General features: G+C 64.7%; 16 protein-coding genes. 7 read left to right on the top strand and 9 right to left on the bottom strand.

Going from position 1 to position 15,799, the window contains the following annotated elements:
• Positions 1-28 precede the first annotated feature (28 nt).
• The 6 genes from ccoG to FG93_RS14450 all read right to left on the bottom strand — a co-directional run bounded on the left by ccoG (position 29) and on the right by FG93_RS14450 (position 5,895).
• Entirely contained in the window at positions 29-1,465 is a 1,437-nt protein-coding gene (gene ccoG, locus FG93_RS14475; protein WP_043235615.1) for a cytochrome c oxidase accessory protein CcoG, read from the bottom strand.
• Position 1,466: 1 nt separating this feature from the next.
• Positions 1,467-2,354, bottom strand: a complete 888-nt coding sequence (gene ccoP / locus FG93_RS14470) for a cytochrome-c oxidase, cbb3-type subunit III (RefSeq protein WP_043235439.1) — start codon at positions 2,352-2,354, stop codon at positions 1,467-1,469.
• A 3-nt stretch (positions 2,355-2,357) separates the two neighbouring features.
• Positions 2,358-2,513, bottom strand: a complete 156-nt coding sequence (locus FG93_RS14465) for a cbb3-type cytochrome c oxidase subunit 3 (protein WP_043235436.1) — start codon at positions 2,511-2,513, stop codon at positions 2,358-2,360.
• 11 nt (positions 2,514-2,524) lie between these two features.
• The gene (gene ccoO / locus FG93_RS14460; protein WP_043235434.1) at positions 2,525-3,289 is read right to left on the bottom strand and encodes a cytochrome-c oxidase, cbb3-type subunit II; all 765 of its coding nucleotides are present in this window, start codon (positions 3,287-3,289) and stop codon (positions 2,525-2,527) included.
• Between the two features lie 11 nt (positions 3,290-3,300).
• Positions 3,301-4,968, bottom strand: a complete 1,668-nt coding sequence (gene ccoN, locus FG93_RS14455) for a cytochrome-c oxidase, cbb3-type subunit I (RefSeq protein WP_081881547.1) — start codon at positions 4,966-4,968, stop codon at positions 3,301-3,303.
• Positions 4,969-5,142: 174 nt separating this feature from the next.
• The gene (locus FG93_RS14450) at positions 5,143-5,895 is read right to left on the bottom strand and encodes a helix-turn-helix domain-containing protein (RefSeq protein ID WP_052513763.1); all 753 of its coding nucleotides are present in this window, start codon (positions 5,893-5,895) and stop codon (positions 5,143-5,145) included.
• A gap of 127 nt (positions 5,896-6,022) precedes the next feature.
• On the opposite strand from FG93_RS14450, the gene FG93_RS14445 reads away from it, so the two are divergent.
• The 7 genes from FG93_RS14445 to FG93_RS14415 all read left to right on the top strand — a co-directional run bounded on the left by FG93_RS14445 (position 6,023) and on the right by FG93_RS14415 (position 13,108).
• Positions 6,023-6,469, top strand: coding sequence for a hypothetical protein (locus FG93_RS14445; RefSeq protein ID WP_043235428.1), 447 nt, complete (start codon positions 6,023-6,025; stop codon positions 6,467-6,469).
• Positions 6,470-6,576: 107 nt separating this feature from the next.
• On the top strand, positions 6,577-7,281 hold the full coding sequence (locus FG93_RS14440; RefSeq protein ID WP_043235426.1) for a glutathione S-transferase N-terminal domain-containing protein: 705 nt from the start codon (positions 6,577-6,579) through the stop codon (positions 7,279-7,281).
• A gap of 296 nt (positions 7,282-7,577) precedes the next feature.
• Positions 7,578-9,029 carry a bifunctional 2-methylcitrate dehydratase/aconitate hydratase gene (locus tag FG93_RS14435; protein ID WP_043235424.1) on the top strand — a complete coding sequence of 484 codons (1,452 nt, stop codon included), beginning with the start codon at positions 7,578-7,580 and terminating at the stop codon, positions 9,027-9,029.
• Between the two features lie 6 nt (positions 9,030-9,035).
• Complete coding sequence (prpB, locus tag FG93_RS14430; protein WP_043235422.1) at positions 9,036-9,968, top strand: methylisocitrate lyase; 933 nt, start codon at positions 9,036-9,038, stop codon at positions 9,966-9,968.
• 106 nt (positions 9,969-10,074) lie between these two features.
• Positions 10,075-11,025, top strand: a complete 951-nt coding sequence (locus FG93_RS14425) for a tripartite tricarboxylate transporter substrate binding protein (RefSeq protein WP_043235420.1) — start codon at positions 10,075-10,077, stop codon at positions 11,023-11,025.
• A 72-nt stretch (positions 11,026-11,097) separates the two neighbouring features.
• Complete coding sequence (locus FG93_RS14420) at positions 11,098-11,589, top strand: tripartite tricarboxylate transporter TctB family protein (protein ID WP_043235418.1); 492 nt, start codon at positions 11,098-11,100, stop codon at positions 11,587-11,589.
• 4 nt (positions 11,590-11,593) lie between these two features.
• Complete coding sequence (locus FG93_RS14415) at positions 11,594-13,108, top strand: tripartite tricarboxylate transporter permease (protein WP_043235415.1); 1,515 nt, start codon at positions 11,594-11,596, stop codon at positions 13,106-13,108.
• A gap of 3 nt (positions 13,109-13,111) precedes the next feature.
• Here FG93_RS14415 and FG93_RS14410 read toward each other — a convergent pair whose 3' ends face one another.
• The 3 genes from FG93_RS14410 to FG93_RS14400 all read right to left on the bottom strand — a co-directional run bounded on the left by FG93_RS14410 (position 13,112) and on the right by FG93_RS14400 (position 15,672).
• Entirely contained in the window at positions 13,112-13,840 is a 729-nt protein-coding gene (locus FG93_RS14410) for a GntR family transcriptional regulator (RefSeq protein WP_052513762.1), read from the bottom strand.
• A 126-nt stretch (positions 13,841-13,966) separates the two neighbouring features.
• Positions 13,967-14,587, bottom strand: a complete 621-nt coding sequence (locus FG93_RS14405) for an SCO family protein (protein WP_043235413.1) — start codon at positions 14,585-14,587, stop codon at positions 13,967-13,969.
• A 32-nt stretch (positions 14,588-14,619) separates the two neighbouring features.
• The gene (locus FG93_RS14400; RefSeq protein ID WP_043235412.1) at positions 14,620-15,672 is read right to left on the bottom strand and encodes a murein L,D-transpeptidase family protein; all 1,053 of its coding nucleotides are present in this window, start codon (positions 15,670-15,672) and stop codon (positions 14,620-14,622) included.
• Positions 15,673-15,799: the final 127 nt, after the last annotated feature.

The following is a 15,799-nucleotide window of genomic DNA, read 5'->3' as shown; positions in this document are numbered from 1 at the left end:
GCCTCCGCAACAGGTCACGATGCGTTCTCTAGGGTGCGATGAAATGATCCCGCGCGGTCACGACCTCGCCGGCGAACAGGTCGGAGGCGGTGAAGGTGATCGTCTGGGATTTATCGAGAGGAATGCCCGCCGGCACCGTGACCAGCGCGCGGATCTCGCGCGAGGAATCGGGCTCGACCGTGATGATCGGACGAAGATCGGCTGTCGCCTGGGTTCCGACGGTCTCGACCCGGATGCCGGGCGGGCCGGCGACGGTGAGCGCGAAGGGGCGGGAGTCCGGGCGCTTGTTCAACAGGCGGATGGTGTAGGCGTTGCGGGTCGAGCCGTCGCTGAGCGTCACGAAGAGCGGCGTACGCTCGTGCAGCACCGAGATGCCTGCCGTGCTGCGGGTCGCGAGCTGGTAGATCATGGCGCCGCCCACAAGCCCGATCAGCGCGGTGTAGATCAGGGTGCGGGCGCGGATCAGGCGATAGACCGGCTTCTGGCCGGCGATCCGCCGCTTGACGTTGTCGTCGGTGTCGTAGGCGATCAACCCCGTCGGGCGGCTGATCTTGAGCATGACCGTGTCGCAGGCATCGATGCACAGGCCGCACTGGATGCAGTCCATCTGCGAGCCGTCGCGGATGTCGATGCCCGTCGGGCAGACGGCAACGCACTGGAAGCAGTCGATGCAATCACCGGCCGGCTCGTTGGCGGCACGCAGGCGCGTGGCCTGCTTGACCGAGACGCGCGGATCGCCGCGATCATAGCGATAGGTGACGTTGAGGGCGTCGTCGTCGGTCAGTGCCGCCTGGATGCGCGGCCAGGGGCACATGAAGGTGCAGACCTGCTCGCGCATGATCCCGGCGAGCGCATAGGTGGTGAAGGTCAGGATGCCGATCCAGGCATAGGCCGAGAGCGGCGCGGTGAAGGTTGCGAGTTCCCGCACCAGGGTCGGGGCATCCGCGAAATAAAGCACCCAGGCGCCGCCGGTCCACCAGGCGATCACGAGCCAGACCAGGTGCTTGCCGGTCTTCCGGGCGAGTTTGTCGGCTGTCCAGGGACCCTCGTCGCGCTTCATCCGTTCGCGCCGGTCGCCCTCGAAGGCGCGTTCGACGGCGAGGAAGAGGTCGGTCCAGACCGTCTGCGGGCAGAGATAACCGCACCAGACCCGGCCGGCGACCGCATTCATCAGGAACAGGAAGAAGGCGGCCAGGATCAGCAGGCCGGTGAAGTAGTAGACCTCCTGCGGCCAGATCTCGATGAAGAAGAAATAGAAACGGTTATTGGCGATGTCGGCGAGCACTGCCTGGTTCGGCAGATTGGGGCCGCGGTCCCACCGCAGGAAGGGCAGGAGGTAGTAGATGCCGAGGCAGAGGACGAGGATGACCCACTTGATGCGTCGGAACGAGCCCGACACGCTTTGCGGATAAACCTTCTTCGACGGCGCGAAGAGCGGAGCGTCTTCGCTTTCCGCGAGTGCCATGTCATTGGCCTCCGCCGAGCGAGTGGACATAGACGGTCAGCGCCTTGATCGTGGTCGGGTCGAGACGCTGGCCCCAGGCGGGCATGACGCCGTTGCGGCTGTTGGTGATGGTCTCGGTCAGGGACGCCAGATCCATGCCGTAGAGCGAGATGGCGTCGGTCAGGTCCGGTGCGCCGAGCTCCTGGTTGCCCTTTCCGGCAGGCCCGTGGCAGGCGGCGCAATTGTCGGCGAAGACCTTGCGGCCGAGTGCAAGATCAGCCTTGGGGGCCGTCGACAGGCCGGCCAGCTCGCGCAGATGGTTGGCGACCGCACTGACCTCCTCCTTCTTCAGCATGCCGTCGCGTCCGAAGGCCGGCATCTGGCTGACGCGGGTGTCGTTGTTGCCGGCGACGCGGATACCGTGCTGCAGCGTGGTCTGGATCGCGGCAAGCGAGCCGCCCCAGAGCCACTCGTCATCGTTCAGGTTGGGATAGCCCTTGGCGCCGCTGCCGCCGACGCCATGGCAGGCGGCGCAATTGTCGCCGAAAGCGGCCTTGCCCTGTGCCATTGCGACGCGAAACAGGGCGGGGTCGGCCTTGATCTGCTCGAGCGAAGCGTCGGCGAGGCCGCTGGCCAGCGCGGCGCGATCCTTGCGCATGATCGCGAGATCGTCCTCGATCTCCTGTCGCGAAGCGTAGCCGATGACACCCCTGGTCGCGTCGGTCAGCAGCGGCCAGGCCGGATAGATGACCCAGTAGCCGACCGACCAGATGATCGTGGCGTAGAAGATGCCGAGCCACCAGCGCGGCAGCGGCGTGTTGAGCTCGCGGATGCCGTCCCACTCGTGACCGGTGGTCGACTGGCCGGTGGCGACATCGGATTCCGAGGCAGGGTCGTGATGCTTGTTCATGGCTCAGTCCTCCCGCAGGGGAGTGCGGGCGGCCTCATCGAAGCGCGCGCGGTTGCTCGGCCAGAGTGCGTAGAGGCAAATGGCCAGGAAGGTGCCGACGAAGTAGAGAAGGCCAGCGGATTGGGCGAAGCCCGCGAGCCAATGGTAGGTCGAATCCATGGTGTCCTCGCTCAACGGATGTTGGCCTTGGTGTCGTAGAGCTTGAAGTCGACGAGCGTGCCGAGGACCTGCAGGTAGGCAATCAGCGCATCGGCTTCGGTGATCCGCTTGGGATCGCCGTCGAAATCGCGGATCTGAACCTTGGGATAGCGCGCTTCGAGTTCGGCGGCCTTCGGGTGGTCGGGAGTGGCCTGGGCCTCGAGATCGCTCGCAGCCTGCGCGATCATCTCGTCGCTATAGGGCACGCCGCCACCGCGATTGGCACGCAGATGATCGGCGATGTCACCAAAACGAAGCTCGGTCTTCGCCAGGAAGGGGTAGCCGGGCATGATCGACTGCGGCACCAGCGCGCGCGGCTGGTTGAGATGGCCGAGCTGCCATTCGTCGGAATACTTGCCGCCGACGCGGGCGAGGTCCGGGCCGGTCCGCTTCGAGCCCCACTGGAAGGGCTTGTCGTACATGCTCTCGGCAGCCAGCGAATAGGGCCCGTAGCGCTCGATCTCGTCGCGCAGCGGCCGGATCATCTGGCTGTGGCAGTTGTAGCAGCCCTCGCGGACATAAATGGCGCGGCCGGCGAGTTCCAGCGGCGTATAGGGCCGCATGCCTTCAACCTTCTCGATCGTGTTGCGCAGGTAGAAGAGCGGCGCGATCTCGACGAGACCGCCGACCGAGATCACCAGCAGCACGCCGATGACCAGGATGATCGAGTTGGTCTCGAAGATCTTGTGCTTGAGCCAGAGCGACTTGCGCGGAGCCGGTTTTTCAATGCTCGACATCTGAGCGTTCCTCACTGCGCGGGGACGAGCTGCGGCTGCAGCGCATGGTCATCGCTCGGGGCGTCGACCGTGCCGTGCCTGACCGTCATCCAGAGATTGAAAGCCATGATCAGCGCCCCGGTCAGGAAGAGCCCGCCGCCCAGCGCTCTGATGACGTAGTAGGGCTTCATCGCAGCCACGGTTTCGATGAAGGAGTATTCGAGGAAGCCGAGCGAGGTGTAGGCGCGCCACATCAAGCCCTGCATGATGCCGGAGACCCACATCGCCGAGATGTAGAAGACGATTCCGAGCGTCGAGATCCAGAAGTGCCAGTTGACGAGCTTCAGCGAATACAGCTCGCGTCGGTTCCAGAGCCACGGCACGAGGCAATAGATCGCACCAAAGGAAATATAGGCGACCCAGCCAAGCGCGCCGGAATGGACATGCCCGATTGTCCAGTCGGTGTAGTGCGAGAGCGAGTTCACCGCCTTGATCGACATCAGCGGACCTTCGAAGGTCGACATGCCGTAGAAGGCGAGCGAGACCACCATCATGCGCAGCACGGGGTCGGTACGCAGCTTGTCCCAGGCGCCGGACAGCGTCATCAGCCCGTTGATCATGCCGCCCCAGGACGGCATCCAGAGCATGATCGAGAAGGTCATGCCCAGCGTCTGCGCCCAGTCGGGCAGGGCGGTGTAGTGCAGGTGGTGCGGGCCGGCCCAGATGTAGAGGAAGATCAGCGCCCAGAAATGGATGATCGAGAGACGGTAGCTGTAGACCGGCCGATCGGCACGCTTCGGCACGAAGTAGTACACGATCGCAAGGAAGCCGGCAGTGAGGAAGAAGCCGACCGCGTTATGGCCGTACCACCACTGGAACATCGCATCCTGGACGCCCGACCAGACGACATAGGATTTCGGGGAGAGGATCGAGACCGGCAGCGCCAGATTATTGCCGATATGCAGGACGGCGATCGTCAGGATGAAGCCGAGATAGAACCAGTTCGCCACATAGATGTGCGGCTCCTTGCGCTTGGCCAAGGTCGCGAGGAACACCAGCAGGTAAACCACCCAGACGAGGGTCAGCCAGAGATCGGCATACCATTCGGGCTCGGCGTATTCCTTGCCTTGAGTGATGCCGAGCAGGTAGCCAGTGCCGGCGAGCAGGATGAAGAAGTTGTAGCCGAGGACGACGAACCACGGCGCGATGTCGCCGGCCAGTCGCGCCCGCGAGGTGCGCTGCACGACGTAGAACGACGTGCCGATCAGCACGTTGCCGCCGAAGGCGAAGATCACCGCCGAGGTGTGAAGCGGGCGCATCCGTCCGAAATTCGTCCAGGGCAGGTCGAAATTCAGGTCGGGGAAGGCGAGCTGAAGCGCGATGATCAGGCCGACGGTGAACCCGGCGATGCCCCAGACCATTGCGGCCACGGTCGCGAACTTGACCGGATCCATATTGTAGTTCGGCTTGCCGTCGATCTCTTGCGGCGCGGGGCTCGGCGCCGGGCTGAAGCAGCGGTTGCCGATCAGGAACACCGCGACGAGCGAGGCGACCGCTGCGAGGCTGATCTGGAAGGCATAGGCGGGATCGGGTGTCAGGGCGGCGATGATGATCAGCGGCAGCACGCAGCCGGCCGCCAATACGAGGCCTCCTATTTCTCCCGTCGTCGCGCGCCTGATCGGATACCCTGTCGCCGCCATGGCCAGCCCTCGTTTGCTGCAGCGCATCAATGCTGCCAATCGAGAGCGTTAGCGAAGCGGAATGGGACGGGCCTTGATGCAGATCAACGCGACCTGAGGAAGGATCCTTTGCTGCACTGCAGAATCAGAAAGGGCGCCGGTTGAACGGCGCCCTGCAGACTGCGCGAGCCGCGATCAGGCAGCTGCGACCAATTCCATATGGTCGGTGTTGAGCAGGCGCACGCCATCCGGCACGATCAGGATCGTCTTGTCCTTGGTGAGCTTGGTCAAGGTGCGACTCACCGTTTCGATCGTCAGGCCGAGGAAATCCGCGATGTCCTGGCGGCTCATCGGCAGCGGCACCGTCACTGACGGCTTGCCGAGCTTGGCCCAGCGGTCGCGCATGGTCAGCAGGAAGCAGATCACCCGCTCCTCTGCACTGCGGCGGCCGAGCAGCATCATCTGCTCCTGGGCCAGCGTGAGTTCATGGGTGGCGAATTCATGCAGGCGACGCAGCAGATGCGGCTTGGCATTGACCAGCGAGGCATAGGCCGAACGCGAGAAGGCGCAGGCCGACACCGAGTCGACCGCGTCGGCAGAGAAGCCGAAGGCATCGCGCATCGCCAATCCGAGGAAGTCGCCTGGCAGGGCAAAGCCGATGATCTGCCGGCGTCCATCCGGCAGCAGCTTGTAGAGCCGCACCATGCCTTCGACGATGTTGTAGACCGAATGGGCGGGATGGTCCTGAACGAAGAGCGTTTCCTTGGCATCGAACGCGGTGTGGTGGGAGAGGGCGTTGAGTTCCTCGAGTTCCTCGACGGATAGCGACGCGCACACGCTCGCGAGGCGGACCTTGCAGGCAAGGCATCCGCTGTCCCGTCTTGAATCGTTGCCGCAAGCGGCCTGCTGGCAGTCCACGCGTTCGTACCTCCGTGAACAAGGGAGCATCACACCTTGTTCCCAGTCATTCAAACCCTAGCCGGAAGGGCGAGGGCGCTCCTTGATCTGCATCAATGCAGAAGATCATGTGTTCAACTCTGCTGACATATCTCCGCTCAGCAGTTCGGCAATCGTAATGGAAGATATTTTCGAGGCGGTACGCGTCACATCGCAGCAGGCACAGGCAGCCTATGCATTGATGGCGATGGCGAATCCGGGCCTCAGCATCAGTGACTGGGCGACTTACCTACGCCGCTACGAGAAGGAGACAGGCCAGGAGCGCGGCCTGATTGCACTTTATGACCGGCGTCGCTGCATCCACGGGATCTTTGCCTATGAGGTTGCCCAGCCGCTCTCGCGGGAGGCGACGCTCAATGTCTCCGAACTGGCCTCGGTGCGCCTGCCCGGGACCGTCCTGATCGATGCCCTGATGCGCTTCGCCAATACTCTCGCCGGCGATCTCAATCTTCCCGCGATTGCGCTCGAGCTCGAGCCCTCGGCGGTCTGGGCGCAGGACCAGGTGGCCATGGAACAGCGCGGCTTTGCGCTCGAACGGGTCAGGATGCGGGGACGGACCTGGTAACAGCTCACGAGATCGTCGCAGTGGTGAGGGGTGAAACTGGGTAAGATCGCCCAGCGCCGCGGGAGAATCCGTTCCCAGGTGCCTGATTCGAGCCTTTGGAGCCCTGGATGTCCGATCTTTCCGCCTTCCCGATCACCCAGCGCTGGCCAGCCCAGCATCCCGACCGCATCCAGCTCTACTCGTTGCCGACGCCGAATGGCGTGAAGGTCTCGATCATGCTGGAGGAGACCGGACTGCCCTATGAGCCGCATACGATCAATATCGGGCAGAACGAGACCTGGACTGCGGAATTCCTGTCCCTCAACCCGAACGGCAAGGTTCCCGCGATCATCGATCCTAACGGCCCCGGCGGCAAGCCGATCGGCCTGTTCGAGTCAGGAGCGATCCTGATCTATCTCGCGGAGAAGGCGGGCAAGTTCCTGCCGTCCGATCTGGCGGAGCGCTACGAGACCATCCAGTGGGTGTTCTTCCAGATGGCCGCAGTCGGGCCGATGTTCGGTCAGCTCGGATTCTTCCATAAGTTCGCCGGGCGCGAATACGAGGACAAGCGTCCGCGTGACCGCTACGCGGCCGAGAGCAAGCGTTTGCTCGGCGTGCTCGAGACGCGTCTCGCCGGTCGCGACTGGATCATGGGCGATGCGTACACCATCGCCGACATCTCCCTGCTCGGCTGGGTCCGCAACCTGGTTGGATTCTATGGCGCGGGCGAACTTGTCGATTATGCCAGCCTGAAGCACGTGCCGGCCTGGCTGGAGCGCGGGCTTGCGCGTCCCGCCGTCCAGCGCGGGCTCGATATTCCGAAACGGCCCTGAGGGCTTCGGTGCAGTCACAATCGTTGTGGCTGCACCCTGCTCGGATTCCCCAGATTTTCCTGAATCTTGCGCCGGCTTCCCAAGGTCGGTTTGGAGCACCGTGCCTGGTGATGTGGAGGAGGACAGGGACCGTCAGCGGAGAGACGGAACGGGGCAGCGCTCCATCATTGTCGACAATATTTCATTTTGTTGGCGCTCAAGCTTGCCTTTCAGCCGGCCATATGAAACATATGTCGACAATAAATCTCCGGCGGCGCTAGGCGACCAGCCGGATCGGCGTGAGGAAATGCCTGTCCATGGCTCGATTCAACAACAATGAACGCCCCGCTCCGGATGGCGTGCTCGTCGATATCGCCGATTATGTCCTGAACTATCGTGTCGACAGTTCGCTGGCATACGAGACCGCCCGGAACTGCCTGCTCGACACGCTCGGCTGCGGGCTCGAGGCCTTGGAATACCCCGCCTGCACCAAGCTGCTCGGCCCGGTTGTACCGGGGACCGTGGTTCCAAATGGCGCGCGCGTGCCCGGCACGCCCTATCAGCTCGATCCGGTCCAGGCCGCCTTCAATATCGGCACGATGATCCGTTGGCTCGATTTCAACGATTGCTGGCTCGCGGCGGAATGGGGCCACCCGTCGGATAATCTCGGCGGCATCCTGGCTGTGTCCGACTGGCTGTCACGGACCGCAGTTGCGGCCGGTCGGCCGCCGCTGACCATGCGCGACGTGCTGACCGCGATGATCAAGGCCCATGAGATCCAGGGCTGTCTCGCGTTGGAAAACGCGTTCAACAAGGTCGGGATCGACCATGTCATCCTGGTCAAGGTGGCTTCTACCGCCGTGGTCGCCGGGCTGCTCGGCCTAAACCGGGACGAGATCATCAATGCCCTGTCACTTGCCTTCGTCGATGGGCAGGCTCTGCGCACCTATCGCCACGCACCGAATGCCGGCTCGCGCAAGAGCTGGGCAGCCGGTGATGCGACGAGCCGCGCGGTGAGGCTTGCCCTGATCGCCGGGAGTGGCGAGATGGGCTATCCCTCGGTCCTGACGGCGAAGACCTGGGGCTTCTACGACGCCTCGTTCCGCGGCCAGGAATTCAAGTTCCAGCGACCGTACGGCTCCTATGTCATGGAGCATGTGCTGTTCAAGATTTCCTATCCGGCCGAGTTCCATGCGCAGACGGCCGTCGAAGCGGCGATGACCCTGCAGGCTCATCTCCAAAAGCTCGGGCGCAGCAGCGACGACATCGCTTCGATCCGCGTCCGCACGCACGAGGCCTGCATCCGGATCATCGACAAGCGCGGGCCGCTGCATAACCCGGCCGACCGCGACCACACCCTCCAGTACATGGTCGCCGTGCCGCTGATCTTCGGACGGCTCACCGCAGGTGACTACGAAGACGATATCGCCGCTGATCCGCGCATCGACGCGCTCCGCGACAAGATCGAATGCGTCGAGGATCCTGCTTTTACCCGCGATTATCACGATCCGGAAAAGCGCTCGATCGCCAACGCCATGACGATCACGCTGAATGACGGGACGGTGCTGCCCGAACTGGTGGTGGAGTACCCGATCGGCCACAAGCGCCGTCGCGTCGACGGCATCCCGCTGCTTGAGGCCAAATTCCGCACCAATCTCGCGCGCCGCTTTGTCGAGAAGCGCCAGCGCCAGATTTTCGATGTCTCGCTCGATCAGGCGCGGCTCGAAGCCATGCCGGTTCACGACTACGTCGATCTCTACGCGAACTGAGGCCCCATGCCCTATCTCGTTGCCTCCGATTGTCCTTCGCAGCCGGCCGGCGAGCGCTTTCGGGCGCTGGTCGGGCAGCGCGGCATTGTCCGGCTGCCCGGCAGCCATAACGGAATGGCGGCCCTGCAGGCGAAGGCCGCCGGCTTCGAGGCGCTCTATCTCTCCGGCGCTGCCATGACGGCTTCGATGGGGCTGCCCGATCTCGGCATCATCACGGTCGACGAGGTTGCCTTCTTCATCCGGCAGGTGGCGCGAGCCAGCGGTTTGCCAGTATTGGTCGACGGCGATACCGGTTATGGCGAGGCGCTCAACGTCATGAACATGGTCCGCGCCTTCGAGGACGCGGGGGCGGGTGCGGTCCATATCGAAGACCAGTTGCTGCCGAAGAAATGCGGCCACCTCAACGACAAGAAGCTCGCAGACGCCCATGACATGGCGGCAAAGGTTGCGGCTGCGGTGAAGGCCCGCCGGCATCTCTATGTCATCGCCCGCACCGATGCCGCGGCGAGCGAGGGCATCGATGGCGCGGTCGCGCGCGCAAATCTCTATCTGGAAGCCGGCGCCGACGCGATTTTCCCGGAGGCGCTCACTACCGCCGAAATGTTCAAGGAGTTCGCGCGTCGTGTGCCGGGCGTGCCGCTGCTTGCCAACATGACCGAGTTCGGACGCACGCCCTTCTTCACCGCCTCTGAGTTCGAGGCGATGGGTTACCGCATGGTGATCTGGCCGGTCTCCTCGCTGCGCGTCGCCAACAAGGCGCAGGAGAGGCTTTACGCTGCGCTGGCTCGCGATGGCGGCACTCATGGCATGGTCGAGCAGATGCAGACCCGCGCCGAGCTCTACGCGACCATCGGGCTGCATGACTACGAGGCGCTCGACGCCTCGATCGTCGCGACCATCACGCCGGAAGCCATGCCGCAGCACGAGCGGAGCGCCTGACGACCAGTATGCGAGCCGGCGCGAAGCCGGCGACCAAACTCCGCGCGTCGCGCGGCAAGACACGACCAGCCAGACAAGGCGGCGGCAACCAACGGGAGGAAACGAGATGTTGAGGCGTCTGATGACGACTGGCGCGCTGGCGCTGGTCCTGAGCACGGGCATGGCGGCTGCCGAGCCGGCCAAGGTGATGATTCCGGCCAATCCGTGTGGCGGCTGGGATGGTGCCGGCCGCCACACGATGGCTGCCTTCGCGCAGTCGAAGGTCTTCACCGACGGCGCGTCCTTCACCAACAAGGGCGGAGCTGCCGGCACGATCGGGCTTGCCGAATTCGTCCGCACCTCCAAGGGCGACGACAACGCACTGCTGGTGACGGGCGTCATCATGGTCGGCGGCGTCATCACCAATCAAACGCCTGTGTCCCTCAAGGACACGACTCCGCTGCTGCGCCTGACCAATGAGTACAACGCGATCGCCGTCCCGGCTAACTCGCCGATCAAGACGCCGCAGGATTTCATCGCGGCGATGAAGGCCGATCCGGGCGCGCTCTCGGTCGGCGGCGGTTCGGCCGGCGGCGCGGACCATGTCATGCTGGCGCTGCTCGCCAAGCATGCCGGAGCTCCGGTTGCGAAGATCAATTTCGTGTCCTTCTCGGGCGGGGAAATCCTGGCGGCTCTCGGCGGCGGCAAGATCAAGGCTGCGATTTCCGGCGCGTCGGAATTCCGCCAGTTCGCCGAAACTGGCCGCATCCGCATCATCGCGGTCTCAGGTCCGACGCGTGTCGACGGACTCAACGCGCCGACGCTGAAGGAATCCGGCATTCCGGTCGAGATCGGCAACTGGCGTGGCTTCGTCGGCGCGCCGGGCATGAGCGAGGCAGCCAAGAAGACCTGGCTCGAGCGCTTCGCCAAGCTGCACCAGACGCCGGTCTGGAAGGAAACGCTGAAGACCCAGGGCTGGGAAGATGCCTATCTCCCGGGCGACCAGTTCGCTGCCTTCCTCAAGGCCGAGGATGCGAGCTGGTCGAGCGCGCTCAAGGAAGTCGGCATCCTGAAATGACAGCCTGCCGGATCGGCGCGTGACCGATGGTTGCGCGCTGTAGCCGACGCTTGTTCTCGAGGAGCCCGAACGATGTCGGTCAATCCAGGCAGACAGGATGCCCGCAAGCCCCGTCCATGGTGGCTGGGGCTCGGCGTGCTCGCGATGGGGGCGCTGTGGCTTAACGGTGCTCGCAGCATCGCTTCGACCACGAACTATATCGGGGTCGGGCCGGCGGCCATCATCCTGGCCGTCGGAATCGGGCTCACCGTCCTTGGGGTCATCCTGATCGCCCAGGCGATGCGCGGAGAACTCGTCCCGGCTCCGGAGGGGGAGGAGGACACTCCGCCGTCGCGTTCGGCCTTCCTGCTCGCGCTGGCAGGGGTGAGCATCCCGCTCCTGACCATCCGCTGGCTCGGCTTCCCGTTCACGGCGATGCTCGCCTTCACGCTGGTGACACATGCGTTCGGCTCGCGCCGGACCGGGCTCGACCTCATGGTCGGAGCCGTGCTCGGCAGCGTTGCGTGGTTCGGCTTCTCCCGCCTCGGCATCAGCCTTGGCCCCTTCCTGCCGCTGATTGGGTGAAGCCATGGACGTCCTGAGCCAGCTGATCGGGGGATTTGCCGTCGCGCTGCAGCCGATGAACCTGTTCTGGGCGCTGATCGGTTGCGCGCTCGGCACCGCGGTCGGCGTGCTTCCCGGGATCGGGCCGGCGCTGACCATTGCGCTGCTGATGCCGGTCACGGCGCAGGTCGCTCCCGCCTCGGCCTTCATCATGTTCGCCGGCATTCTCTACGGCGCGCTCTATGGCGGTTCGACGACTTCGATCCTGCTCAACACGCCCGGCGAAAGCGGGGCGGTGATGACCGCACTCGAAGGCAATCGCATGGCCCGCAACGGGCGCGGCGCGGCTGCGCTGGCGACAGCGGCGATCGGCTCCTTCGTCGCGGGCACGATCGGCACGTTGGCGCTGACCTTTCTCGCACCGGCGATCGCGGAACTCGCCTTCGTCTTCGGGCCGGAGGACTATTTTGCCCTGATGGTCTTGTCCTTCACCTCGGTTGCCGTGGTGATGGGCCGGTCGATGGTGCGCGGCTTCACGGCTCTGTTCTTCGGCCTGGCGCTGGGCACGATCGGCATCGACACCCAGACCGGGCAGACCCGCATGGTGTTCGGAACGCTCGAGCTGCTCGATGGCGTCTCCTTCACCGTCGTGCTGGTGTCGCTCTTTGCGATCGGCGAGGCACTCTACGTTGCGAGTCGCAGCGGTACGGTGCCGGCCGCGATCAACCCGCTATCGGGTGGGAGCTGGATGACACGGCAGGACTGGGCGCGCTCCTGGAAGCCTTGGCTGCGCGGCAGCGTCATCGGCTTTCCGATCGGCGCACTGCCGGCCGGCGGCACGGAAATCCCGACCTTCCTGTCCTATGCGCTGGAGCGCCGCCTGAGCAAGCATCCGAAGGAGTTCGGGCATGGTGCGATCGAAGGCGTCGCCGGCCCGGAAGCCGCCAACAATGCGGCCGCAGCCGGCATTCTGGTGCCATTGCTGACGCTCGGCCTGCCGTCGACGGCGACGGCCGCGGTGTTGCTCGCCGCCTTCCAGAACTACGGGCTGCAGCCCGGGCCGATGCTGTTTGCGACCAATCCCGACCTGCTCTGGGGCCTGATTGCTTCGCTCTATATCGGCAATCTGATCCTGCTCGTGCTGAACCTGCCGCTGGTCGGCATCTGGGTGCGGCTCCTGCTGATCCCGCGGCACTATATCTATGGCGGCATCGTCGTCTTCGCGCTGGTCGGCGTCTGGGGGCTGTCGACCTCCTGGATGGACCTGCTGCTGATGTGCGGGCTCGGGCTCATCGGTTATGTGGCAAGGGTCTATGATTTCCCGATCGCTCCGGTGCTGATTGGCCTGATCCTCGGGCCGCAGGCCGAAATCCAGCTGCGGCGTGCGCTTGCGGTCAGCCAGGGTGACTGGGGCGTGCTGGTCAGCACGCCAATCGCCACGACGCTGCTCTCGATCGCGTTTCTCGTGCTGGTCGTGCCGCCAATCCTGGCCCGGCTTCGGGCGCGGCCGAAGGCCGAGCCCGCCATCTCCGCCGGCTGAGCGCTATTCGCCTTCGCCGGAGCCGGCGCGGCGTTTTACCGGCCTGATCGCCTCGACGGTGGACAGCGCCGCCTGCAAGGCTGTCCTGGCGGCGCGGATGTGGCGCCGCATCAGGATCTCCGCCAACTCGCCGTCGCGATGGCTGATCGCTTCCGTGATGCGCACATGTTCGCGCCAGGCCTCGCGTCCGCGTCCCCGAACGGTCGAATGCAGGCGCCGGCACAGGCGCAGGCGCGGATAGAACTGCTCGCAGAGCAATTCGGCGAGAATCGGATTGCCGCTGCCATTGGCGATGCGCCGATGGAAATCCGCCTCCGGCTCGTCCTGCAGATAGGCGCCGAGCGGGTTGCGCTCGATCTCGTCGCGATGGCCGGCAACCAGATCTTCGAGCGCCCTGATCTCCGCATCGCTCATATTCACGGCGGCGAGGCGGGCGGCCATGCCCTCGGTGGCTTCGCGCACATCGAGCAGCGCGAGGAATTCCGCGGCGCTGGGCTCGGCGACGCGCACGCCCTGATTGGCGACATAGGTGACGAGGCCACGCTCCTGGAGGCGGCGGATCGCCTCGCGCACAGGTGCCCGGCTGGCACCATAGCGCCGCGCGATGACGGGTTCGCTCAGCTTCTCGCCGGGAGCAAGCTCACCGGCAACGATGGCCTGTGAAAGCGCATCGTAAAGCCGGACGGTCAGGCCCGTCGTGATGACGCTGTCCTGGCTGTCGCTGTCTGACATGGTCGCTGGCGCTTTCGCGGAATCGGAACGATGGCAGCATAGCGCAAGAGGTCGGGATTTGCCTCGGTGATACGGCTCCCGATCACGCGCCTTCCAGGCACCCTGGGATTGTCGAGGGACAAGCGCTCAGCCGAGCACTCGCCTGATCTTGGCGAGCGAGGTGGCTTCATCCTCGTGGTAGTCGATCATGGTCTTGAAGCGGCCCTGCGCGTCCATCAGGTAGACCGACGCGGTGTGGTCCATGGTGTAGCCGCCTTCGGTCGGGATGCGCTTGGCATAGGCCTTGTAGGTGCCGATCGCCGCATCGACCTGCTCGCGGCTGCCGGAGAGACCGACGATCCGGGGATCGAAGGACTGCAGGTAGAGTGCCAACTGCTCCGGCGTGTCGCGTTCGGGATCGACCGTGATGAACAGGATCTGCAGCTTGTCCGCGTCAGGGCCGAGCTTGGCGAGCCAGTTGGTCATGTCGAGCAGCGTCGTGGGGCAGACCTCCGGGCAGTGGGTGAAGCCGAAGAACACCGCGACTGGCTTGCCGCGGAAATCGGCGTCGGTGACAGCTTTCCCCTTGTGGTCGATCAGCGTGAACGGGCCGCCGACCTGAGGGACGCCCTGGGCGGTCGTCGTTTCCGTCGATGGGCGCCCAGGGCCGTCGACCTGCCACCAGCCCAGCAGGATCGCGGCACTGACGAAGGTGATGACGCCGACCAGGAGCCAGGCGCCGTAGCGAATGAATTTGAGGACTTGCATGCTTGATGTCGGGCTCGTCGGCGTTCGCCGGGCTATCGTTTGGCGAGAGACGCCGTGGTCTCGGCGGTTTCATTGCCCCCGTTGAACGGGTCCGCCAACGCTGCTTCCGGCCGGCTGATCTCGACCTTGCCGGCGACCATGGTCTGCATCCGTTCCGGCCCCAGTTTCTGCAGGAGGCCGCGAAAGCTCTTGTGCATGCCGCCATCGAGATAGGCGTAGCTCATCGCCGGTACGCCGCTGCCGACCAAGTCGGCAAAGCGCTGCTCATCGCGGGACCGACGCTGCGCCACGAGCGCCGCAAAGTTCGGCTCGACCTCATAGGCAGGGCAGGGCGCGTCGGGGCTGAAAGGGCCCGATCCCCCGCTGGGATTGAAGACATAGCGGCGGCCACAGGCGGCGAGCGCCGGCGGCTGTCTTGTCGCCTCGAAATGGTCGGAGCCTTCCTTGAGATTGCGCCAGAAGGCGATGTTCGGGTTGTTGCGATGCCGGGCCATGTTCTGCGGCGTCATGCGGAAGGGCAGCGCCTGGACCTGGAAGCTGCGCTGTCCGCCTGCAAAGGCCTCGCGCGCCAGGCCGTAGATCTCGGTGACGCCCTCATCCGTCATGGCGTAGCAGCCGGCCGAGGTGCAGGCGCCATGCACCATCAAGGCCGAGCCCGTATAGCCCTGCGCCTGCTCGAGAGCGTTGGGGTAGCCGAGATTGAAGGAAAGGTAGAACTGCGAGCGCGGATTCATCAGGTCTGCGGTGACGGTATAGAACCCTTCCGGAGCCTGCCGGTCGCCCTCGCGTTTCTTGGGTCCGAGCTGCCCTGACCAGCGGCACATCGGATAGGTCTTGAGCAACGCGTACTGTCCGCTGCGATCCCGCTTCCAGACTTCGAGTTCGCTTTCCTGCTTGAAGAGGCGCACCAGAATCGGATCGGCCTGCGTCATGCCCTTGCCCGACATCTCGGCGACCAGACGCGCCGGCAGGGGCTGGAGATGGCGCGTGTCGCCTTCGCCGCTGACACAGCCGGTCAGCGCAACGGCACCGAGCGCCAATGCGACGGCGAGACCGAGGATCGAGCGGGGTTGGCGAGCGGACATGCGGAGGAGCGTGGATGATCAGGGCTGACAGGAGGTGAAGAAGCGCGGTTAATGCTTTCCTACAAGCTGACACCAGGGCGGGATCAAGCCCCGATCACGGTTACGTGCGCGCATTCGGCGCAGGCTG

This window comes from Allobosea sp. LC85, from assembly GCF_000735605.1.
Lineage (GTDB): Bacteria > Pseudomonadota > Alphaproteobacteria > Rhizobiales > Beijerinckiaceae > Allobosea.
Note: the sequence above shows the minus strand (reverse complement) of the source record. Positions and strands in the feature narration are given on the sequence as shown.